The sequence below is a fragment of the Chroococcidiopsis cubana SAG 39.79 genome (genome assembly GCF_003991895.1).
In the GTDB taxonomy this organism is placed as follows: domain Bacteria; phylum Cyanobacteriota; class Cyanobacteriia; order Cyanobacteriales; family Chroococcidiopsidaceae; genus Chroococcidiopsis; species Chroococcidiopsis thermalis.
In genome coordinates this window covers 49,645-70,156 of record NZ_RSCK01000030.1, presented here as the reverse complement: position 1 = coordinate 70,156, position 20,512 = coordinate 49,645, and the positions used below count along the sequence as shown (strand labels likewise).

General features: G+C 44.8%; 22 protein-coding genes and 1 pseudogene. 14 read left to right on the top strand and 9 right to left on the bottom strand.

The window, feature by feature from the left end:
- The 5 genes from DSM107010_RS41360 to rd all read left to right on the top strand — a co-directional run.
- Window positions 1-294, top strand: a 294-nt coding sequence (locus DSM107010_RS41360) for a hypothetical protein (protein WP_241994264.1), incomplete at its 5' end; no start/stop codon positions are given.
- Complete coding sequence (locus DSM107010_RS18385; protein WP_241994263.1) at window positions 269-673, top strand: alpha/beta hydrolase; 405 nt, start codon at window positions 269-271, stop codon at window positions 671-673. The genes DSM107010_RS41360 and DSM107010_RS18385, both read left to right, overlap by 26 nt.
- Entirely contained in the window at window positions 670-876 is a 207-nt protein-coding gene (locus DSM107010_RS18380; RefSeq protein ID WP_015152636.1) for a hypothetical protein, read from the top strand. Before DSM107010_RS18385 ends, DSM107010_RS18380 begins: the two co-directional genes overlap by 4 nt.
- Before the next feature lie 120 nt (window positions 877-996).
- Window positions 997-1,788 (top strand): ChaB family protein, encoded by a 792-nt coding sequence (locus DSM107010_RS18375; RefSeq protein ID WP_106170877.1) that lies wholly within the window; start codon window positions 997-999, stop codon window positions 1,786-1,788.
- Between the two features lie 75 nt (window positions 1,789-1,863).
- Window positions 1,864-2,025: a rubredoxin gene (rd, locus tag DSM107010_RS18370; RefSeq protein WP_106170874.1), complete on the top strand. Its 162-nt coding sequence runs from the start codon at window positions 1,864-1,866 to the stop codon at window positions 2,023-2,025.
- Here the strand turns inward: rd and DSM107010_RS18365 are convergent.
- Together DSM107010_RS18365 and DSM107010_RS18360 are read right to left on the bottom strand one after the other, a co-directional pair.
- Window positions 2,022-3,530 (bottom strand): ABC transporter ATP-binding protein, encoded by a 1,509-nt coding sequence (locus DSM107010_RS18365; RefSeq protein WP_106170879.1) that lies wholly within the window; start codon window positions 3,528-3,530, stop codon window positions 2,022-2,024. The two genes, rd and DSM107010_RS18365, sit on opposite strands and share 4 nt — an antisense overlap.
- A complete protein-coding gene (locus DSM107010_RS18360; RefSeq protein WP_127023580.1) occupies window positions 3,527-4,594 on the bottom strand; it encodes a BMP family protein in 1,068 nt (355 codons plus the stop codon). The genes DSM107010_RS18365 and DSM107010_RS18360 overlap by 4 nt, the downstream gene beginning before the upstream one ends.
- Window positions 4,595-4,757: 163 nt before the next feature.
- Between DSM107010_RS18360 and DSM107010_RS18355 the strand changes: the two genes are divergently transcribed.
- The gene (locus DSM107010_RS18355) at window positions 4,758-5,252 is read left to right on the top strand and encodes an ureidoglycolate lyase (protein ID WP_199755617.1); all 495 of its coding nucleotides are present in this window, start codon (window positions 4,758-4,760) and stop codon (window positions 5,250-5,252) included.
- A 4-nt stretch (window positions 5,253-5,256) separates the two neighbouring features.
- On the opposite strand, the gene DSM107010_RS18350 is transcribed toward DSM107010_RS18355, so the two are convergent.
- The gene (locus DSM107010_RS18350) at window positions 5,257-6,138 is read right to left on the bottom strand and encodes an NAD(P)-dependent oxidoreductase (RefSeq protein ID WP_106171494.1); all 882 of its coding nucleotides are present in this window, start codon (window positions 6,136-6,138) and stop codon (window positions 5,257-5,259) included.
- 189 nt (window positions 6,139-6,327) lie between these two features.
- On the opposite strand from DSM107010_RS18350, the gene DSM107010_RS18345 reads away from it, so the two are divergent.
- Window positions 6,328-6,696, top strand: a complete 369-nt coding sequence (locus DSM107010_RS18345) for a DUF1823 family protein (RefSeq protein ID WP_015152643.1) — start codon at window positions 6,328-6,330, stop codon at window positions 6,694-6,696.
- Between the two features lie 85 nt (window positions 6,697-6,781).
- On the opposite strand, the gene DSM107010_RS18340 is transcribed toward DSM107010_RS18345, so the two are convergent.
- From DSM107010_RS18340 to DSM107010_RS18330, 3 genes are all read right to left on the bottom strand, one after another.
- The gene (locus tag DSM107010_RS18340; RefSeq protein WP_199755616.1) at window positions 6,782-7,351 is read right to left on the bottom strand and encodes a DUF4126 domain-containing protein; all 570 of its coding nucleotides are present in this window, start codon (window positions 7,349-7,351) and stop codon (window positions 6,782-6,784) included.
- Between the two features lie 133 nt (window positions 7,352-7,484).
- Window positions 7,485-8,780: an adenylosuccinate lyase gene (gene purB / locus DSM107010_RS18335; RefSeq protein WP_127023592.1), complete on the bottom strand. Its 1,296-nt coding sequence runs from the start codon at window positions 8,778-8,780 to the stop codon at window positions 7,485-7,487.
- Between the two features lie 173 nt (window positions 8,781-8,953).
- Window positions 8,954-9,814, bottom strand: coding sequence for an SDR family oxidoreductase (locus DSM107010_RS18330; protein ID WP_015152646.1), 861 nt, complete (start codon window positions 9,812-9,814; stop codon window positions 8,954-8,956).
- A gap of 253 nt (window positions 9,815-10,067) precedes the next feature.
- Between DSM107010_RS18330 and DSM107010_RS18325 the strand changes: the two genes are divergently transcribed.
- Window positions 10,068-11,678 (top strand): peptide ligase PGM1-related protein, encoded by a 1,611-nt coding sequence (locus DSM107010_RS18325; protein WP_015152647.1) that lies wholly within the window; start codon window positions 10,068-10,070, stop codon window positions 11,676-11,678.
- A 169-nt stretch (window positions 11,679-11,847) separates the two neighbouring features.
- Entirely contained in the window at window positions 11,848-12,012 is a 165-nt protein-coding gene (locus tag DSM107010_RS38540) for a hypothetical protein (RefSeq protein WP_015152648.1), read from the top strand.
- Between the two features lie 262 nt (window positions 12,013-12,274).
- Here the strand turns inward: DSM107010_RS38540 and fabI are convergent, their stop codons facing one another.
- Window positions 12,275-13,051, bottom strand: a complete 777-nt coding sequence (gene fabI, locus DSM107010_RS18320; protein ID WP_015152649.1) for an enoyl-ACP reductase FabI — start codon at window positions 13,049-13,051, stop codon at window positions 12,275-12,277.
- 461 nt (window positions 13,052-13,512) lie between these two features.
- Here fabI and ntcA point away from each other — a divergent pair, with 461 nt between their 5' ends.
- From ntcA to DSM107010_RS18305, 4 genes are all read left to right on the top strand, one after another.
- Window positions 13,513-14,184 carry a global nitrogen regulator NtcA gene (gene ntcA / locus DSM107010_RS18315; RefSeq protein ID WP_015152650.1) on the top strand — a complete coding sequence of 224 codons (672 nt, stop codon included), beginning with the start codon at window positions 13,513-13,515 and terminating at the stop codon, window positions 14,182-14,184.
- Window positions 14,184-14,375: a hypothetical protein gene (locus DSM107010_RS39760; RefSeq protein ID WP_199755615.1), complete on the top strand. Its 192-nt coding sequence runs from the start codon at window positions 14,184-14,186 to the stop codon at window positions 14,373-14,375. The genes ntcA and DSM107010_RS39760 overlap by 1 nt, the downstream gene beginning before the upstream one ends.
- Before the next feature lie 103 nt (window positions 14,376-14,478).
- Window positions 14,479-16,017 carry a DUF3084 domain-containing protein gene (locus DSM107010_RS18310; protein WP_015152652.1) on the top strand — a complete coding sequence of 513 codons (1,539 nt, stop codon included), beginning with the start codon at window positions 14,479-14,481 and terminating at the stop codon, window positions 16,015-16,017.
- A gap of 2 nt (window positions 16,018-16,019) precedes the next feature.
- Window positions 16,020-16,439, top strand: a complete 420-nt coding sequence (locus tag DSM107010_RS18305) for a pre-16S rRNA-processing nuclease YqgF (protein WP_015152653.1) — start codon at window positions 16,020-16,022, stop codon at window positions 16,437-16,439.
- A gap of 73 nt (window positions 16,440-16,512) precedes the next feature.
- On the opposite strand, the gene DSM107010_RS18300 is transcribed toward DSM107010_RS18305, so the two are convergent.
- Entirely contained in the window at window positions 16,513-16,776 is a 264-nt protein-coding gene (locus DSM107010_RS18300) for a DUF3146 family protein (protein WP_015152654.1), read from the bottom strand.
- A gap of 212 nt (window positions 16,777-16,988) precedes the next feature.
- Here DSM107010_RS18300 and DSM107010_RS18295 point away from each other — a divergent pair, with 212 nt between their 5' ends.
- Window positions 16,989-18,431, top strand: coding sequence for a GTP-binding protein (locus DSM107010_RS18295; protein ID WP_106168200.1), 1,443 nt, complete (start codon window positions 16,989-16,991; stop codon window positions 18,429-18,431).
- 85 nt (window positions 18,432-18,516) lie between these two features.
- Here the strand turns inward: DSM107010_RS18295 and DSM107010_RS18290 are convergent.
- Window positions 18,517-20,266 (bottom strand): annotated as a pseudogene (locus tag DSM107010_RS18290) (mechanosensitive ion channel).
- Window positions 20,267-20,512 lie beyond the last annotated feature (246 nt).

The window sequence follows — 20,512 nt, the reverse complement described above, 5'->3', positions numbered from 1 at the left end:
CCCCCCTTTGTAAGGGCGGTTGGGGGAATCGAACAGCCAACAGCCACAGCGCCCCGCCTAGCAGCACAAAATTCAAAGCACCCCTTCCTCACGCACCACTCACTTGAAGCTAAGCTAGATTTATTCCTTACAATTGGCTGCGATGAAATTCAAGCGATCGCAAATCGGATTACTATCACTCTTCCTCTGTTGGGGCGCTATCATACCAGCAGCTACAGCAGCAGAGACGGTAACTTTTCGCTTAGGCTCGTTCGAGCAGAAAATCGAAATGAAGGATTTAGAGCGCTTTGCTAAGAAGGGAAAGTTATCGGGTAGCTTGCAACTCTACGCGCCTTGGCTGACGGATGATGTGAGAGATACGTTAAATCGCCGTTTAGATCTCGATCCGAAAAAGTTTGACCGTTCGATGAAACGCTGGCAACGTTCTGCTAGTGGGAAACAACTGCTAGCGGCTTTAGGGTTAGCTTTTCCCGACATGACAGTAGAGCAATTACACGCTGCTGTTTCTCTGGCTTCGCGAGAATACGATGGGATGAATATTATCAATTTATTGCGTTCTTATCCCGAAGAAAATATTACTGTGGATTTGAGCCAAGTTGCCGGATTGGATTTATCCAACGTGCGATCGCCCACTGCATCGGATGAGGTAGATTCAGAAATTAACCGCAGATGAAAAAAATAAATCGCTTTACGAAATCGCAAAATCTGGCTTTACGTTTATTTATAATTCTTTTACTGACCGCGATCGCAATTTGGGTGTTGCGCGGCTTGGGAATTATCACGTTTCTCCCTGGTGGTATCATTTGGATTTTACTGTTAGTGGCGATCGCGGCAGGTGTATTCAGCCGTTTTCAACGCAGGTGGGTTCGCTTCTAGTCTGCAATTGAACTCAATCTATAAACTTTACTAATCAACCTTAAGGGCGACGGCACGGAATTTAGGGGTTGGTATTCTCCTAGATGAAATAGCGTGAAAAATCTGTTCTAGGAGAACAAAATGACGGCTACAGGTGAGCAAACCCAACCAGCAGTTACAACGGCTGAGCGTACTGTTTCAGCAATTTTCAAAGAGAAGGAACAAGTCGATAATGTCATCCGCCGTTTATTAGATCGGGGTGTTTCCCGCGATGATATTTCTGTAATCGGGAAAAACTTCCACTCGGAAACTAAAATTGCTGGCTTTCTAACGAAGAAAGATGTAATTTTAGGCGGCTTGAAACAAGGAGCAATTTTTGGTTCTCTATTTGGTTCTGCTCTCGGTTTGCTAACGGGGGTAGGAGTGTTATTTGTACCTTTTGTTGGTACGCTGGTAGCAGCAGGTCCCATCGGTGCGGCTTTGTTAGGTGCTGCCACTGGTGCGATCGCGGGTAGTGCGGGTGCGGGTTTAGCTTCTGCTTTGGCGACTCTAGGAATGCCAGAAGATAAAGCCACAATTTACCAAACTCGCATTGAAGCGGGTGATTTTATGGTAGGTGTTGAGGTTCCCGCAAATAAATCTGGCGAGATTCAACTATTACTTGAAAGTGCTGGTGGCGAAGAAGTACATATTAATGAAACGCCGCTACCGCGCTTTGGAAAAGGACAGATTGAAGATCCTAGCAAATTGTCTCCCGAAATCCGCTCTCATCTTTCGGAAGACGCACAAAGACTATTCGTTGCTAACTACAATAGCGAACTAGCTCAATCTGGTGATGAATCCAAAGCCGAACATCACGCTTGGGATGTAGTGCGCGAACAGTTCGAGCAAGATGAAAACGGCATCTGGTCTAAATCAAAAATGACCGTATAACTTGTTTTTATGTTTTGTAGGGGCGCATAGCTGTGCGTCCCTACAGCATATATAATTTCATGCTGGAGCGGAAAAATGCAGAAATATATCTGTAGCGTCTGTGGTTACATTTACGATCCAGAAGCAGGAGATCCAGAAGCAGAAATAGAACCAGGTACGCAATTTGAGGATATATCGGATGATTGGGTATGTCCGGTTTGTGCGGCTGCAAAAGAGATGTTTGAACCAGAAAACTAGATTGGGTTTCTTCCTCCAGCCATTAATAAACCGATTGTTTCTATTGTCGCCCTTTCCCGATCTAAAACATCGATAAATTCGCCCCGATATATTACTGCTATGCGATCGCTCATTGCCATAACTTCCTCTAATTCTGTAGAAATATAGAGAACAGCGGCACCGCGATCGCGTTGAGATAATAATTGTTGTTGTACTGCTGCTGTCGCCCCCACATCTAGCCCCCGCGTCGGTTGCATGGCGATAATCAATGATGGTTCTCGATCTAATTCTCGTGCTAAGACAACTTTCTGCTGATTTCCCCCTGATAGCTGGCTTACCTTCACATTCCCATCAGAAGCGCGAATATCAAATTGCTGAATTTTAGTCTCGGCATTTTGCTCTATAACCTGTTTTTGTAGCAAGAAACGCCTCACAAAAGGTAACTGTATAAAAGCTTTTAAAATTAAATTATTTGCAATACTAAACCCCATTATCAAACCCATTGTTTGACGATCTTCAGGGATATAACCTATTTGTAATTCTCGAACTCGCTTTTGTGGATTCCATAACGTCACGTCTCGTCCATCCAAGCAAATTTTTCCGGCTTTTACAGAACGCAAACCCGCGATCGCATCTGCTAATTCTCGCTGTCCGTTCCCATCAACTCCAGCAACACCTAAAATTTCGCCTGCATGAAGTTGAAACGAAATATTTCTGATTGCGGCAACACCGCGATCGTCTTCCACTTGTAAAGACTGTACGGACAATATTTTTTTTCCTAGAGAAGTTGCAGATTTATGTAACTGTAAAACAACTTCTCGCCCTACCATTAATTCTGCTAACTGTTGCGGACTAGAAGCTTTTGTTGTGGTATTTGCTACGACTTGACCTCGCCGTAATATAGTTACGGTGTCGCATAAACTTATGACTTCTTCCAGCTTGTGGCTGATAAATATAATTGTTTGTCCTGCTGCTGCTAGCTGTCGTAAAATTGCAATTAAAGATTCAACTTCTGAGGGTGTGAGTACGGCTGTCGGTTCATCTAAAATTAACAACCTGGCTTTACGGTACAAAGCTTTAAGAATTTCTACTCGCTGTTGTACCCCTACTGGCAAATCTCCTACTTTTGCTTTTGGATCGACTTCTAAACTATAAATTTGAGATAATTCAGTAATTTCTTGTTGTTTATGTCGCAAATTTAAATTAAAGCGATCGCCCGTTCCTAAAATAATGTTTTCTGTGACTGTGAGTTGCGGTACGAGCATGAAATGTTGGTGAATCATGCCAATGCCAAGTTGAATTGCCTTATTAGAGGAATTAATTAAAACTGGTTTATCTTCTAAATAAATTTGCCCGCCATCCGGCTGATAAAGTCCGCTGAGAATATTCATTAAAGTAGACTTACCCGCGCCATTTTCTCCTAAAAGCGCGTGAATCGTTCCAGCAGCCACGCTCAAACTAATGCGATCGTTAGCCACAAACGAACCAAAGCGTTTAGTAATTCCTTCTAGGCGTAAATAAGTCATGTCGATGCTGTCTTCACGCATCGCGTCTCTTTTCCACCTTCCTGACAATTTTCAAACGTAATTTTATTATCGATAATTGCTTGTCTAGTACTAAGAACCTGTTTTTGCAATCCTTCTGGAACCATTTGACCGAACTGACCTAAATTCAAAATATCCGGTCTTGCTAAACCAAGGGCATAGGTTTGACCTTTAATTTGACCGTTTTTTGCTTGTTCGGCAAGAAAGGCGATCGCGAGATCGATGCGTTTTAAAGCACTTGTTAAAACTGCTTTTGGCGCAACATTTAATTGATCTGTCGTATTGCCAAAAGCGTAAATTCCTTTATCGCTAGCTGCTTGTAATACTGCTGGAGACGAATTGTCCAACCATTGATAAATCACATCTGCACCCGATGAAATAATTGCCAAAGTTGCTTCTTTTGCCCTAGCAATATCATTCCAATCGCCTGTAAAACTAGAACTAATTTGAACGTTAGGTTTAACAGATTTTGCCCCTAACTCAAACCCGCGCAATTCTTGTAATGTAGCCTCAAAAGATTGTCCGGCTAAATAAGCTAATCTATTAGATTTTGTCATTGATGCCGCAATGATGCCGCATAAATAGCTGGCTTGTAAATGATCGATGCGTAATGCAGCCACGTTTTCTGCATTTACAGAACCATTCACAGCGACAAAAAACGTTTTAGGAAACTGAGTCGCGACTTGTTCTACTGCTGCGTCAAATTGTCCTCCGTGGGCGAAGACGACGTTAAAACCGCGACGGGCGAAGTCTGACAAAGCCTCAGCTTGATCTGGTTGCGCGACTTGTTCGACGTAAGCTGTTTCCGCCCCTAGCTTTTGTTTGGCGATGTTTACGCCTTCGTAGCCTGCTTGATTCCAAGCTTTATCCGATCTTACTCCAGGCAGGGCGATCGCCACCTTAAATCCTTCACCACCCCCCGCTGCTGGAGTCGGGCTGTTGCTCGTTTGGGTAGGATTAGAATTACCACAAGCCTTGAGTAACAAACTTGTACCCAATGCAGCCGCACCGTAGAGTACAAATTTACGCCGACTGATTTCTAACATATCGCGTCCCTTCAATTAAGGAGTACCAATTTAGTTACTTATACGTTTTATTTATTAAAAATGGTATTTTATAATACTTTAAAAATAATTTATCTACTCCCTGCTCCCTACTCCCTACTCCCTGCTCCCTGTTATAATTAACAAACCACAGCAGCACAAAGAAATGACTACAGCAAATACAGTACAACAATTACAGGCTGAGTGGGTGACGCAGGAAAAATTTCAGCGTTATGGGCAATTAATTCTTCCCAGTCACGATGGTAAAGCTTACGATTCAAACGATGCTCAATTAAATTTGCAAAATGGTATACCGCGATTTTATATCATGCGGTTACAGCGACGAGGGCGAAAATTTCATACCATAACTCGTCACGTAAAATGCACTCAGTGTTTGGGTTCGTTAGCAGGAAAAGATTGGTTAATTGCCGTTGCACCTCCTAATAATGATGTCAATACACCAGCACTAGAAGAAATAAAGGCTTTTCGGATTCCTGGGAATTGTTTTATTAAATTAGCAATAGGAACTTGGCACGCTGGACCATATTTCGAGCATGAAATGGTAGATTTCTATAATTTAGAATTAGCCGATACGAATTTAGTAGACCATTTCACCCACAATTTTCTTCAGAGCGATCGCTTGGAGTTTGAGATTATTTAGCTGTTTATTTTATTTCTATTCCCGCTTGTAATTCCAAAGCTTTGATTGCTGCTGAAGCATTTTCCTCGCCCCATCCGTGGTTTACCGCAGCTTTAACTGTCTCCCGGGCAAGTGCGATCGCGGGAATAGGAGAATTATTATCTTGGGCGAGTTGCGCGATTAAATTTGCATCTTTTAACAACCACTTCAAGGCAAAACTCGTACTAAAATCTCTTTTAACTAACGTACTCCCCATCCCATCAAAAATGGGTGATTTAAAATCAGTTACGTGCAAAACATCGAGTACATCTTGAGGATTTAATCCCGCTTTTTTGGCTAAGATCATAGCTTCCCCAAGGGCTTCAATTTGGGAAATTACAACTGCGTTACCAACTAATTTCATTGTCGCGCCCATGCCCGTTTCGCCCATATAATGTATGGTTTCGCTTAAGGGTTCGAGGATGGGTTTAACTTTTTCAAAAACTTCTTTCTTGCCACCGACAACAATCCACAAACCACCAGTCGCAGACTCATTTTTACTGCCAAAAACGGGTGCATCGATAAATTCTACACCCTTCTCTGCATATGCAACTGCCTCCCGCCGACTTGTATTTGGATGAACGGTACTCATATCGATCGCAATTTGTCCCTGATGCACCCCAGAAAGAATACCATCTTCACCAAAAACCGTATCTGCGATCGCTTCTTCATTGCTCAAACAATACATGACGATCTCAGCATTAGCTACTGCTTGTGCTGGCGTATTGGCTTGAGTCGCACCTTTTTCTACCAAAGGAGTGCAGCGATCCGGTGTCCGATTCCAGACTGTAACCGAATGTCCGGCTTGGAGGAGATTACCCACCATCCCGCTACCCATAATCCCTAAGCCAAGATATGCAATCTTCATCAAATTACCTAGTTTGCGAGTGTCTAAGAGGGAATCTAGCTCGTTTTAACGGGAATTCTCGTCTACATATTGGAGGATAATTTTATTGGTAATTGGTAATTGGTAATTGGTAATTGGTGGCTAATGGCTAGATGTTTCGGTCGAGTCACTGATAACTGACAACTGACAACTGACAACTAAAACTGCTATATGTCAATACCTCCACTTAACACAGAAACGATTTGGGCGATTTTGAACGAAGAAATTGACGATAATATGGTGAATCAATTAGTTTGGCACTATCTAGGCTATCGTTACAACGAAACAAATAATGTTTGGGATACTACAAATGTAGCTCCAGAATGGCGTGACGAGTATCCCACTACGCCCCCAGATTTCATTGATAGTCGCCCAGCCAGCGTTAAGCTGACTCGTTCGATTCCGTCAGAAAACAAGCAATTATTAAAAGAACAATTGGGTTTTAAAGGTTACAAAATTGGTGAATTTGGTCCACGTCAAACTCGCCGCGCTACGGTTGCTAATTGGTTGTTGAGTTATATGCAATTGCAAAAACCTTGAATTACAATTTAAAAAATTGCGTGTACGATGCTGGTAGGGGCGCACAGCTGTACGCCCCTACTGATTATGCATGTTAATTAATTCTCTACCGATCGCGTCGAGATTGATATTGCCTAAGATACCATTGCCTTAATTCTTTGTAACTATTGACAGCTAACCCCAAAAGAATCAGCGCTACAATACCTCCTAATTGTGGTGCTTTCAAAGCTAAATAAACGAGGAAAATACACAAGCTATCTTGCAGAAAAGATAGCCAAAGAGAAAAACGATTCCAACGATAAAACCACCCAGCTTGAATCAGTTGTAAGAGTAAAGCCACAAAGCCGCCAACTAAGCCAATTAAAATTTTTGGTACACCTTGAATAAGCGCGATCGCTAATATTGCTCCGATAATTGGGCAGAGTGGTAAATATGCGATTTGCAGCAAGCGCTGACCGAGCAAATTTTTTGAGGCGATTAACTCAATCAAACAACAACTTATCAGAATACCTAACACGATTGGCGGATAAATATTAGATAAAATGGGAACGTTGTACCAAAAGTTTTCCCCCTGCAACAATCCTAGAACCAGCAAAGGCAAAGTAATTCTAATTCCCGCCGCCGCCGAAATCGAAAGCGCTGCTAAAATTTCTACTATCGCAACATCTAAACTCAATTATCTCCTAAAGTTAGCTATTCTCCTGCCCAAGGTTTTCAAAAAATGTCACGCAAAGACGCAAAGACGCTAAGAGGTTGCTTTGCGCCTTTGCGTCTTTGCGCGATCGAAATCCAGAATTTCTTTATCTTATCTAAATCCCCAATTTTTGATATACCTCTTCTAAATGTTGTAGATGATGCTGGGGATCGAAACAAGCTTCAATTTCTTCAGGTGAAAGTGTTTGGGTAATCCGAGAATCCTTTGTCACCAAATCGTGAAAATTTCCGCTTGGTGTGTTCCAAGCTTGATGGGCGCAGGATTGAACGATCGCATAAGCTTCTTCTCGGCTCATGCCTTTTTCGATTAAAGTTAATAGCACTCGCTGACTGAAGACAACACCCCCGTAAACATTCATGTTTCGCGCCATGTTTTCGGGATACACCAGCAGATTCTGCACCAGATCTGTTGTTTCTTTCAACATAAAATGCGTCAAAATGCAAGCATCTGGTAGCATTACTCTTTCAACGGAACTGTGGGAAATATCGCGTTCGTGCCACAAAGCAACGTTTTCTAAAGCTGCTACAGCGGCAGCGCGCACCATCCGTGCCATCCCCGTGAGGCGTTCGGAACGGATCGGGTTGCGCTTATGAGGCATGGCTGAGGAACCTTTTTGCCCCTTGGAGAAATATTCTTCTACTTCAAGTACATCCGTGCGTTGGAGGTTGCGAATTTCGACGGCAAAGCGTTCGATGGAGGCGGTTAAGAGTGCTAAATGATTGACAAAATTGGCGTGGCGATCGCGAGAAATGACTTGAGTTGAGGCTGTATCTGGCTTGAGTCCGAGTTTAGCACAGGCGATCGCTTCCACGCGCGGCTCAATGTTGGCATAAGTTCCTACCGCACCGGAAATCTTCCCCACAGCGATTTCTTCTCGCATCCTGGTGAGGCGTTCTTGGTGGCGCAAGACTTCGGCTAACCAACCAGCTAGCTTAAAGCCAAATGTAATCGGTTCGGCGTGAATTCCGTGCGATCGCCCAATTGCTACCGTGTGACGGTGCTGCTGTGCTTGTTTGCGGATGGCAGCGATGACATCTGCTAACCGTGCCAAAATCAAATCTAGACTAGCGACGAGTTGCAGTGCTAAAGCTGTATCGAGTACATCCGAACTTGTCATGCCTAAGTGGATGTAGCGCCCTGCATCGCCGACATATTCATTCACGTTTGTCAAGAAAGCGATGACATCGTGACGAACTTCTGCTTCAATTTCTAAGATTCTTTGGGGGTCAAAATTTGCCTTTGCTTTAATTTCTGCTACCGCTGCTGCTGGGGTATATCCTAGTTCCGCCTGTGCTTCGCACACTGCAATTTCTACTTGCAGCCACGTCTTAAATTTATATGTCTCCGTCCAGATTTCGCCCATTTCGGGCAGAGTATAACGCTCGATCACGACCGCCACAGAATCCAACTGTCATATTTTACCAGGAAGGGAGCAGGGAGCAGGGAGAAGAGAGCTGAGGGAACTGGGGGAGCTGAGGGAGCTGAGGGAGAAAAACCACGCGCCACTAACCACCAGCCACTAGCCACTAGCCACTCTCCCGACTCCCCGAAGGAGCGCATGTCTTACCCGTTGACAACCGTACCACCGTTGGGATGAATCACTTGACCTGCAATATAGGAAGAGTCATCTGAGGCGAGAAATACGTAGCTGGGGGCAATTTCCTCTGGCTGTCCGGGTCTTTGCATCGGGACTTGCTTACCGAAATTGGCGACTTTATCTTCTGGAAAAGTTGAAGGAATTAGGGGAGTCCAAACCGGACCAGGGGCAACGGCATTGACGCGAATGCCTTTTTCAATCAAGCTCTTGGATAGCGATCGCGTAAAGGCAACGATCGCGCCTTTGGTGGAAGAGTAATCTAACAGTGTTGGATTGCCTTGATATGCGGTGACAGAAGTTGTATTGACGATCGCGCTACCTTCTTTTAAGTGAGGCATTGCTGCCTTTGTCATGAAGAACATGCTAAAAATATTGGTGCGGAAAGTACGTTCCAATTGTTCGGCGCTGATCTGTTCGATGCTTTCTTGGGGATGCTGTTCGGCGGCGTTATTCACCAAAATATCGAGTTTGCCAAATTCATCAATCGTTTGTTGTATGGCTTGCTTACAGAAGTTTTCATCGCCAATATCGCCCGCGATCGCCACCGCCTTTTTACCTTGTTCTTCTACGAGACGCTTTGTTTCTTTCGCATCGTCGTGTTCGTTCAAGTAGAGGATTGCCACATCTGCGCCTTCTTTAGCATAAGCAATGGCTACTGCCCGTCCGATGCCGCTATCGCCGCCAGTAATTAGCGCTACTTTACCCTGCAACTTCCCACTACCACGATATTTAGAGTCATCGGCTTTGGGTTGAGGAGTCATTTCGGACTCTTTTCCTGGTCTTTGTTCTTGCTGTTGAGGAGGTTGTAACGTTTGTTCTTCTGGCATAAACTTTCTCCTAAATTTGACATTTGTAATGATTTCACTCCGCTTAATTTAGCTAATTGTTCGATTGCGGTTATTCAGTCTGAAGGTGGAAACAGATACAGAATGCGATCGCTCTTTTGGTGTATGGATATTTGTATCCGCAATAGTTAATTGTTGAGAATTATTGATTGCTCCTTAGGACATATATTGCAAAAAATGTGGTTGTAGTACGATCGCAATTAGCGGGATCGCCAAGGATTGAAGGGCAAGGGCAATGCAGATATTAGACCGTCATCTATCGACACAGGTAGAAACATTTCGTCAGTTACAAATGCAGTTGCGCGATCGATGGAAAAATGTAGAAAGCTTCGATCGAAGTGACGGAGATATTTTAGTCATTCCCTCTCTGAGTGTCGATCAGCGAGAGATTCAAAAAATTGAAGGCGTGTTGCATTACGAAGAACGCCTGCTGTTTTCGTTAATTCGCTTGCAAAATCCCCGCACGCGACTGATTTATATTACATCTCAGCCCCTACATCCCAGCGTCATCGATTATTACTTACAACTGTTACCAGGCATTCCCTTTTCTCACGCCCGCGATCGCTTATTACTTTTATCTACCTACGATTCTTCCTTCAAACCACTGACTCAAAAAATTTTAGAACGACCCCGCCTGATCGAGCGAATTAAGCAAGCACTGCGCCGGGATCAATCGTTTATGATTTGTTACAACACTTCCCCTTGGGAAAGAGAGTTATCTCTCAAGTTAGAAATTCCCCTTTATGCTGCCGATCCCGATCTCACAATTTGGGGGACAAAAAGCGGTAGTCGGCAAATTTTCGCTGAGAGTGGCGTGCCTCATCCCGATGGGTGTCACGATCGCCTCGATAGTGTAGACGATTTAGCTACAGCAACTGCTGAATTATGGGAACGCCAACCGCATCTCAAACGCATGGTGGTCAAATTAAATGAGGGAATTTCTGGCGAAGCAAATGCTCTTTTCGACCTAAAACCTTTACAGGAATTTGCCCCAGGAAAAATTTCTCATGGCGATCGCGTTGCTGCTATCAAAGATAGTCTACCTTCTTTGCGATTTCAAGCCACATCAGAAAATTGGACAAATTATGCTAGCCGCGTTCCCGAATTAGGAGCAATTGTTGAAGCGTTTGTTGAAGGAGAAGTGAAGCGATCGCCCAGCGTTCAAGGTCGAATTTTACCTGATGGCACGGTTGAAATTCTCTCTACTCACGACCAGATTTTAGGTGGTCCAGACGGACAAATTTATCTTGGCTGTCGGTTTCCCGCTGACGAAGCTTATCGAGTGCAGTTACAAGATTTGGGTTTAAAAATTGGCTGGACTTTAGCAAAAAAAGGTGCTTTAGAACGGTTTGGCATTGATTTCATGGCTGTACAGCAAGCTGATGGTAACTGGGACTTGCAAGCAATAGAAATCAACCTTCGTAAAGGTGGAACGACCCATCCTTTCATGACATTAAAGTTATTAACTAACGGGCGCTATGACCTTTCAACCGGACTATTCTACAGCCAACAAGGGCGAGCAAAGTATTATGTTGCTACCGACAATTTACATAAGAAACGCTATCGAGGTCTATTACCAAATGATTTAATGGATATTATCGCTTCTCACCGCTTGCACTTCGACACAGGAACGGAAACGGGGACTGTTTTTCATTTGATGGGTTGTCTGTCAGAATTTGGCAAACTAGGCTTGACAAGTATCGGTGACTCCCCTCAACAAGCAGAAGATATCTATCAAAAGGTGATCAAAGTCTTAGACGGAGAGACAAAATCTCATCATAACGCTGCTGCTACTACTACTGCCCAGCAGATTATTCCCTTCGGCTGGCGATTGGAAGGAGGTTGATCGGGGGATGGCGGAAAGTGTTTGCTTTTACCTCAAAGCTTCACATCTTTAAGATTTTACAAACTCTTGCTAGTTTCTAAAGCTTTGATAATATCTACATAGTGGAGCGGGCTAAAATAGCCAAGACTGATTAAGCTGGAAAAAAGCTTAAATTTTCCACTTCAAATTTATGACAAACTTTCAGCCAGTACAATCTCTCTCACCTACTAAATCGAGCGATCGCGTTGTCGATTACTTCACCAAGCAAGCTTACGCGATCGGTTATATGGCTGGTTTTTTGGTTGCTTGTCTAGATGATTTTTGTAACTGGTTGGCGATGCTAATTGCAGAATAGTTACTGGCGATCGGTTACGGCTAATTTGGTTTTAGAGAAAGATTTTATATCTCTAATCTAAAGCAAATATATCAATGATAATAATATTGTTTTTAACATAAGTTATTACAAGACAATTGAGTATAGTAGAGCGCGGAAAGGTTAGGACAAATCAATTTCATCTGCTCCCTACTCTCTGCTCTCTGCTCCCTATACAAGACAACTCAATCCAAAAATAGTTTTGAACAGTTTCGCCTACCCAGGTATTGGGTAGGTTTCTTTTTTACATACCCATAATTTCGTAACCAGCATCGACATATATCACTTGACCCGTGATCCCGCTAGCTAAGTCGCTGCACAGGAAAGCTGCGGTGTTACCCACTTCAGTTTGCGTGACTGTGCGACGCAAGGGAGCAACTTGCTCGACATGATGAATCATATCTAAGATTCCACCTACTGCTGAAGAAGCTAGGGTACGAATTGGACCGGCGGAAATAGCATTCACCCTAATGTTTTGCGGTCCCATTTCAGATGCAAGATACCGCACGCTCATTTCTAAAGCTGCTTTAGCAATTCCCATCACGTTGTAGTTAGGAATTACTCGCACGCCGCCTAAATATGTAAGAGTGACAATACTACCCCCTGCTGTCATCAGGGGTTTAGCAGCTCCGCTCAATTGCAGTAAAGAGTAAGCACTAATATCTAGAGCTTTAGCGTAACCCGATCGCGAAGTACCGCTGATATCTCCGCTCAAGTCATCCTTGTTAGCAAAGGCAAGGCAATGGATTAGAATATCTAATTTCTCCCATTTTTCTGCGATCGCCTGAAAGGTAGATTGAATCTGCGCTTCATTCTGCACGTCACAGGGCAAAAACAGGCTGGGGTTCAGGGGAGCTACTAGATCGGCAACTTTTGTTTCCATCCTGCCGCGTTCGTCTGGTAAATAGGTGATCCCCAGGTTTGCACCAGCTTTGTGTAACTGTTGGGCGATCCCCCAAGCAATGGAGCGGTTATTGGCTATGCCAGTTACAAGGGCATTTTTTCCAGTTAAATCTAGCATACAAACTGTGTCAGGCTACGTCAGGAAACACATTAGCAGCATACACCTATATCAGTGACTAGTGACTGGTGACTAGTCACTAGAAAAGAGTCTAGTTCCATCAGTGACTACTTCCACTAGCCACTAGCCACTAGCCACTAGCCACTTAGTCACTCACTACTCACAACTTTTTCAAATCAATTAGCTAGAATTTAAGTAAAATGCCTTATTCTCACTTAAGATATATTGGCAAGTAGTTTTCATGCTAAGTAATTGAGATTAGAGGATACAATACTTTGCCATTTTTGCTTTGGAATCGAGTTATTTGCGGTCTATTCAAGCTTTTGTAGCTTTGAATACAAAAAAACTGGAAGATTCTGATTTAGATGCATAAAGAGCAGATCTTCTGGATTTTGACTCGATCTGTTTAATGATGATGTTATCTGGTGTAGTCTTTACGGACATCTGGTTGGGCAAGGAATATGGTCGTGACGCAAGATAGACCGCTAGCACAGGTATTTCGGCAGGTAGGAGCAGGTTCGTTTCCACCAGTCGTAGAAGTATTTGAACGGGGCAAAACAATATTTTTTCCTGGCGATCCGGCAGAACGGGTCTATTTCTTACTCAAAGGCGCGGTGAAGTTGTCTAGAGTATATGAAGCAGGAGAAGAGATCACCGTTGCACTATTGCGAGAAAATAGCGTATTCGGCGTGCTGTCGCTGCTGACAGGCAATCGTAGCGATCGCTTTTATCATGCAGTAGCTTTTACACCAGTGGAGTTACTCTCAGCACCAATCGAGCAAGTCGAGCAAGCGCTGAAAGAAAATCCCGATCTGTCAATGTTAATGCTGCGGGGCTTATCTTCGCGGATCTTGCAGACAGAAATGATGATTGAAACCCTGGCTCACCGCGATATGGGTTCGCGCTTGGTCAGTTTCTTATTAATTCTGTGCCGCGATTTCGGTCTTCCCAGTCCAGATGGGATCACGGTCGATCTCAAGCTTTCCCATCAGGCGATCGCAGAAGCTATTGGTTCTACCCGCGTTACCGTCACCCGCTTGCTAGGAGACTTGCGCGATAAAAACATGATCTCCATCCACAAAAAGAAAATCACCGTTCACAACCCCGTCATATTGAGTCAGCAGTTTACTTAGTGGTTAGTGGCTGGTGGCTGGTGGCTAGAGAGACAAGGGAGACAAGGGGGACAAGGGGGACAAGGGAGAGACAAGGGGGACAAGGGGGACAAGGGGGACAAGGGAGACAAGGGGGACAAGGGGACAAGGGGGACAAGGGGGACAAGGAAGCAGGTGTGCAGGTGTGCAGGTGGGCAGAGGAGATAAAATAACTAACTGGTCACTGGTCACTGGTCACTGGTCACTGATAACTGACTCCCTACTCCTTCATTATTAGGATAGGCTGTATCTGGATGACGTAAATCGCAACAAGAAATGTCCACCGGATTCATCTGGATTGCAGCAATTATTATTTTGGGGGGTGTAATCGCGACGGTGGGCGATCGCATCGGCACGAAAGTAGGCAAAGCGCGGCTGAGTTTATTTAAACTGCGCCCCCGCAACACAGCTACTTTGATTACCATCTTGACTGGGATGGTGATTTCTTTTTCCACTTTGGGGGTTTTGCTAGCTTTTGACAAGAGGTTGCGAGATGGGATCTTTGAGATTGGTAGGGTACAACGATTGCTGGAATTAAGGCGACAAGATTTAACCGAAACTCGCCAGCAATTAGAAACAACTACCAAAGCCAAAACTCAAGTCGAGCAAGAACTGACTCAAGCCAGGGAAGAACAGAAAGCTCAGCAGATAGAAGCTCAAAGACAGCAAGCACTAGCCCAAAAGCGGTTGAAAGAAATTAATCAATCTTTACGGGCAGCGTTAACTAAACAAGTACAAACCCAAGCTCAACTCAACCGGACTCGCAGTCAACTTAAGCAAATCTCCTCGCAATATCAGCAAGCTCAAGCGCAACTGAATACGGTGACTGGGCAAGCACGCAAGCTGCGTCAAGAAATTCAACAGAACCAGAAAGAACTGCAAGCATTAGTTGCCCAACGAAACCAACTCAAAACAAGAATTAACCAGCAAGACCGAGAAATTGCCAAATTAGACGCAGAAATTCAGCGGCGAGACCTAAGTATTGCCCAAAGAGAAGCTTTGCTGAAAGATTTGGAAAAAGAAGCAATTGCTTTAGCAAGGAACTTACAACTGCTGCGCCAAGGGAATCTGGCATTAGTCAGGGGTCAAGTACTAGCGGCGCGGGTAGTGCGCATCGTTCGTCCTTCAGCCGCTCGTCAAGCTATCGAAGAAATTCTGCGCGAAGCTAACCGTAATGCGATGAATCAAACTCAACCTGGAGTAGAAAAAATTTCCCAAAGGGTTGTCAAAATTTCGGAAAAACAAGTCGAACAGCTCATCAAGCAAATTGACGATGGGCAAGATTATCTTGTCCGCATTCTTGCTGCAAATAATTATGTAGTAGGGGAAAGTTCCGTGCAAGTTTTTGCTGATGTGGCACTGAATCAACAAGTCTTTAAACCTGGAGAAGTCTTATCTAGGATCGAAGCGAACCCAGCAGTAATGACAACTAGAGAAGTGAGACAGCGGATAGATTTGTTGTTAGAAGCTGCTAAATTTAGCGCTCAACGTGCCGGAGTATTAGATGAGAATCTCCTGATTGCCGACAATCGTATCCAAACCCTAATTCGCTTTTTCGAGCAACTCCAGAGCTACGATCGCCCGCTAGAATTGAAAGCGATCGCCGCTCAGAATATTTACACTGCTGGACCTATAGCTGTGGAGCTACTGGCAACCCAAAACGGACAGGTGATATTTAGTACTCAACAAAGTTTACCGCAGCCGACTGAGCAGGGAGCAGGGAGCGGGGAGCAGGGAGCAGGGAGCAGAGGAGCAGAGGAGCAGGGAGCAGGGAGCAGAGGAGCAGAGAACCAGGAAGCAGAGAGTGGGGAGTAGGTATGGGGATGGACTCAACTGTGATATTAGGCTTCGATCCTGGTCGAGATAAATGCGGTGTGGCAGTGATGGGGCTGGATGGTAATTTGTCCTACCATCAAGTTGTACCAGCTACAGAAGCGATCGCCACTATTCAAGCGTTACGCCAACAATATCCCATCTCCCTATTGGTTATGGGCGATCGAACCACATCCAAACAGTGGCAGCAAAAAATTAGTCAAGCACAACTAGAACCGCTAACAATAGTCATGGTAGACGAACGTAACACGACTTTAGAAGCACGCGATCGCTACTGGCAGATGTATCCTCCAACTGGTCTTTCTCGCCTCATCCCGCAGGGAATGCGTCAACCCCCACGGGCGATCGACGATATCGTAGCAATATTGCTCATTGAAAGATATTTAGATGCTGGTAATGGGTAATGGGAGCTTCAGGAACAGCAACTAAAAACTACTAACCAACAACTACCAACTACCAACTACCAATTACCAATCGTTAAATTTCTGCCCGAATTTTAAATGCGTAATCTCCGCCTGGTTCTAGCTGATAATCCCGTTGCTCTAAAAAGCGACCAAGAGGTTCTTGAATCAATGCCCTTCCTTGCGAAGGTTTAACAGATAACTCGCCTCGGTGAAATCGCCACTGGAATTGCCACTCAAAATTACCAGCGCACACTTCTCCCTCTAGCAAACCGTGCTGCCAAGATTGTCGTGTAATCCGAACGTGGGCAACAGTTTCTGGTAATCGTTTACGACTCACAATGATACTACCGTTATGAAATGCTTTCCGAATGACTTACTTCCCACAATACCAAAACCAACTTATAGGATCGAAGAGGCGAAAGCGATCTTTCTAACGAAAGAAAGTGAGTCTTGAGTGGTTAGTGGCTGGTGGCTGGCGGCTAGATTCCTAGTTTTCGTCTTCACTAGTCACTAGTCACTAGTCACTGAAAACTGAGATTATTTCCATCTATGCACGAGCCTTTAGAAGAGACGGAATTAGCCGATGAATTAGATAAGGCAATTTGGGGCTTTGATGATATTCAGGCAGAAATTAACTACAAACAGGCAAAAGATACTCTTCATAACTTAGTCACTCGTCTCGACCTCAAACCACAAGAACGAGAGGGATTAGAAACGGAGATCGCCCAGTTAGAGACGATGCTGGAAAATCTAGAGCAGAGGGTGGTGCAAATTGCTGTCTTCGGTATGGTAGGTAGGGGAAAATCATCTCTACTTAATGCTTTGTTAGGGCAGCAAGTCTTTGAAACGGGTCCACTGCATGGCGTGACTCGCAGCACTCAAAAAGCACAGTGGGAAGTTACAGAAGAAACTATTGGTGCGGGCGATCGCTACGTTAAATTTACCTTGCCTAGTAGCGGCGATTCTCAAGTAGAGTTGATTGACACCCCTGGCTTAGATGAGGTTGATGGAGAAACTCGCGCTGCTCTCGCCGCGCAAATTGCCAATCGTGCCGATCTGATTTTATTTGCGATCGCCGGAGATATGACGCAAGTAGAACACAAGGCTCTTTCCCAACTGCGAGACGTTGGCAAGCCGATCCTGTTGGTATTTAATAAAATCGACCAATATCCCCAAGCCGACCGGATAGCGATCTATCAAAAAATTCGCGACGAACGAGTCAAAGAATTACTCTCTCCCGATGAAATTGTCATGGCGGCGGCTTCTCCTTTGACCAAAAAAGCGATCGTGCGTCCTGATGGAACCAGAAGCGTGCAACTCAGCCAGGGACAGCCGCAAGTTGAGGAATTAAAGTTAAAAATTCTCGAAATTTTACATCGGGAAGGCAAAGCTTTAGTTGCCCTCAATACAATGCTTTATGCCGACAACGTGAACGAGCAAATTGTCAAGCGTAAACTCGAAATTCGTGCCAGCAGTGCCGATCGCCTAATTTGGCGGGCAACCATGACCAAAGCCGTAGCGATCGCCCTCAACCCAATAATGATGGTCGATCTGCTCAGTGGAGCTGCGATCGATGCGATCCTCATCCTGTCTTTAGCTAAGTTATATGACATCCCGATGTCACAGACGGGAGCCTTGCAATTGCTACAAAAAATCGCCCTGAGTTTGGGCGGAATTAGTGCCAGCCAATTGCTAGCCAATTTGGGTTTGAGTTCCCTGAAAAGCCTACTTGGTATAGCTACCCCCGCTACCGGGGGCATTACTCTGGCTCCCTACCTTTCTGTTGCTATTACCCAAGCAGGTGTGGCGGGTGTTTCTGCTTACAGCATCGGACAAGTGACAAAAGCATACCTCGCTAACGGCGCAACTTGGGGACCAGAAGGACCAAAAGCGGTCATTACTCGCATTTTGTCCTCCCTCGACCAAACTTCGATTCTGAATCGGATTAAAGATGAGTTGGTCGCGAAATTAGGGGCGAGAAAAGAGAGCTGAGGGAGCTGAGGGAGCAAATCAAAATTCAAAATTCACGCATTAATTCCGAATTCCGAATTCCAAATTCCAAATTCTCCCCACTCCTTCACCCACGCGGAGGTAAATTCCGCTGCTGCTTGAAGGATTCGAGAATTTCCCGTACTTGTTGTCCGGCTATTTCCCGACCACCCAAACCGAAGGCGATCGCAGAAGCAACAGCGATCGCGCCAAATAGCAATCCGAATGCTAAATTTACGATATCTTGGGCAATCCAATCTGTTGCAGCGCCATTGCTGAGACGAGGGCAATAATTGCTATGCGGGCTATCTGTCCTAAAATCTGGGCTTGGCGATCGCCCGAACTGGTGATGATGTTGTAAGCCAAGTTTGCCAGAAATAATCAATGGCGAATACTACCAATCCTGCTAAAATTCGCCCAAAAATGACGATAATACCGCTTACAAGGGTAGTTAATGCGGGAATACCCAAAATATTAACTGCCGTCACCGTAGCGAACAGCATAATTCCCACAAATACGATAATGCCAACAATTTCAGCTGGTGTACGAGCGGAGATTGTAGGTGTTGGTTCCCTTTGAATGACTGTTGGCTGCCCCGTCGATGGTGGTGGTGGAATTGCTCCTGGTTCCTCATAGGTGGGGCTTGGCGCGGCGCTTCTGCGTCTGAGAGTAGGTAGTCCCAATACGGAGAAGATATTGTTGAAGCCAATACTTGTGAGAATATTCGTCACCAGATCTCCGACGAATCGTCCCAGGAAGTAAGCCAGGATGAGAATTAATGCTGCTGTAAAAATTAGTGGTAAAGCATTGAGGATCTGTTGCAACATGGCGATCGCTGGAGTCGAGATCGCATCAATGCGCAGTTGTTGTAGTGCCGCGATCGCTACTGGAATCAAAATGAGGACGTAGACAATCGTGCCAATAATTCCCGATAAAGATTGCCCTCCTGCCGTGGTTCGCAGTCCAAAGCGCGATCCTGCTTGGTCAATTCCAGTTGAGATCAGCAAATTAGTGACGATCCGACGCACTACAGTAGCCAACAACCAACCAGCAGCAGCAATAATGACTGCTACCAAAATATTTGGCAACGCTGAGAGAATCTCGCTCACCAAACCCTCTATTGGTTGTAATGCTTGCTGCAAACCAAGAGTATCGAGGATAGGAATTAAAAACAGCAAAAATATAAACCAGTACAAGGCATTACCAATCGTATCGCTCAGCGATACTTGGTTTGGTGGTCGGGTTACTCCTTGCGGTCGCTGGTCTAAACGCTCGTCCAGCCTAGCAGCGCGTAGTCCTCGGACTGTAATCAACTTCACGATCGTCGCAATCGCCCAAGCTACACCCAGAAAGATCAGCGCTCCTAGTATTCGAGGAATGAAGCTCAGTACAGTATTGAGAAAGCCACCCAAAGGACGAGATACGACCTCTAGTTGGAGTGCGTTTAGCACCGCTACTACGGTGAAGAGAATCACAATCCAATAGACTAGGTTGGCAATCAGTTCTTCGACTCTGGGTAAGTCGCGGCTATCCGAACGACCAGTAATACTTGCTGCAATGCGATTGTCAATATCCGTGCGATTGAGGATGCCTTTGACTATAGCTTTAGCGATCGCAGCCACGATCAAACCAAGCGCCAGAATCAAGACTGCTCCCAGCAAGTTAGGAATAAACGCTAACAAGCTACCCCAAATATTTTGTACGTAATCCACACTTCGCTCAACAGCCTGTTGTCCCTGCTGTACTGGTGGTGCTGCTTGCGCCAAATGTTGCCAAGACGCTTGCAGCGGTCTATCCCAGTTAGTCGAGTGGGTTATCCCGTGCCAAATTGCATTCATAATTTTCCGAGTTAACTGTAAATTTCATGAGGAGAGAATACCAGTCATCGCTCTTTTTGGTAGCAGAACTGGGAATTCTGCTACAACTCCCTTGTATTTTTGTACTTTGTCAGCAAATTAGCTAGTGAGGAGAAATATAGAGTTCTTATACAGAGTGATTCCTCAGTTTCTCATTCCACATCTACCTTAGTGAGTAGTTATGCCAGAAGAATCCCCGGATTAGTGAGTTTTCAGATTTTCATCATT

Excerpts from the sequence above, each read along its gene's own strand:
- DSM107010_RS18385 (WP_241994263.1), top strand. The coding sequence starts at position 269 with ATGAAGGATTTAGAGCGCTTTGCTAAGAAGGGAAAGTTATCGGGTAGC.
- DSM107010_RS18380 (WP_015152636.1), top strand. The coding sequence starts at position 670 with ATGAAAAAAATAAATCGCTTTACGAAATCGCAAAATCTGGCTTTACGT.
- DSM107010_RS18375 (WP_106170877.1), top strand. The coding sequence starts at position 997 with ATGACGGCTACAGGTGAGCAAACCCAACCAGCAGTTACAACGGCTGAG.
- rd (WP_106170874.1), top strand. The coding sequence starts at position 1,864 with ATGCAGAAATATATCTGTAGCGTCTGTGGTTACATTTACGATCCAGAA.
- DSM107010_RS18365 (WP_106170879.1), bottom strand. The coding sequence starts at position 3,530 with ATGACTTATTTACGCCTAGAAGGAATTACTAAACGCTTTGGTTCGTTT.
- DSM107010_RS18360 (WP_127023580.1), bottom strand. The coding sequence starts at position 4,594 with ATGTTAGAAATCAGTCGGCGTAAATTTGTACTCTACGGTGCGGCTGCA.
- DSM107010_RS18355 (WP_199755617.1), top strand. The coding sequence starts at position 4,758 with ATGACTACAGCAAATACAGTACAACAATTACAGGCTGAGTGGGTGACG.
- DSM107010_RS18350 (WP_106171494.1), bottom strand. The coding sequence starts at position 6,138 with ATGAAGATTGCATATCTTGGCTTAGGGATTATGGGTAGCGGGATGGTG.
- DSM107010_RS18345 (WP_015152643.1), top strand. The coding sequence starts at position 6,328 with ATGTCAATACCTCCACTTAACACAGAAACGATTTGGGCGATTTTGAAC.
- DSM107010_RS18330 (WP_015152646.1), bottom strand. The coding sequence starts at position 9,814 with ATGCCAGAAGAACAAACGTTACAACCTCCTCAACAGCAAGAACAAAGA.
- DSM107010_RS18325 (WP_015152647.1), top strand. The coding sequence starts at position 10,068 with ATGCAGATATTAGACCGTCATCTATCGACACAGGTAGAAACATTTCGT.
- DSM107010_RS38540 (WP_015152648.1), top strand. The coding sequence starts at position 11,848 with ATGACAAACTTTCAGCCAGTACAATCTCTCTCACCTACTAAATCGAGC.
- fabI (WP_015152649.1), bottom strand. The coding sequence starts at position 13,051 with ATGCTAGATTTAACTGGAAAAAATGCCCTTGTAACTGGCATAGCCAAT.
- ntcA (WP_015152650.1), top strand. The coding sequence starts at position 13,513 with ATGGTCGTGACGCAAGATAGACCGCTAGCACAGGTATTTCGGCAGGTA.
- DSM107010_RS18310 (WP_015152652.1), top strand. The coding sequence starts at position 14,479 with ATGTCCACCGGATTCATCTGGATTGCAGCAATTATTATTTTGGGGGGT.
- DSM107010_RS18305 (WP_015152653.1), top strand. The coding sequence starts at position 16,020 with ATGGGGATGGACTCAACTGTGATATTAGGCTTCGATCCTGGTCGAGAT.
- DSM107010_RS18295 (WP_106168200.1), top strand. The coding sequence starts at position 16,989 with ATGCACGAGCCTTTAGAAGAGACGGAATTAGCCGATGAATTAGATAAG.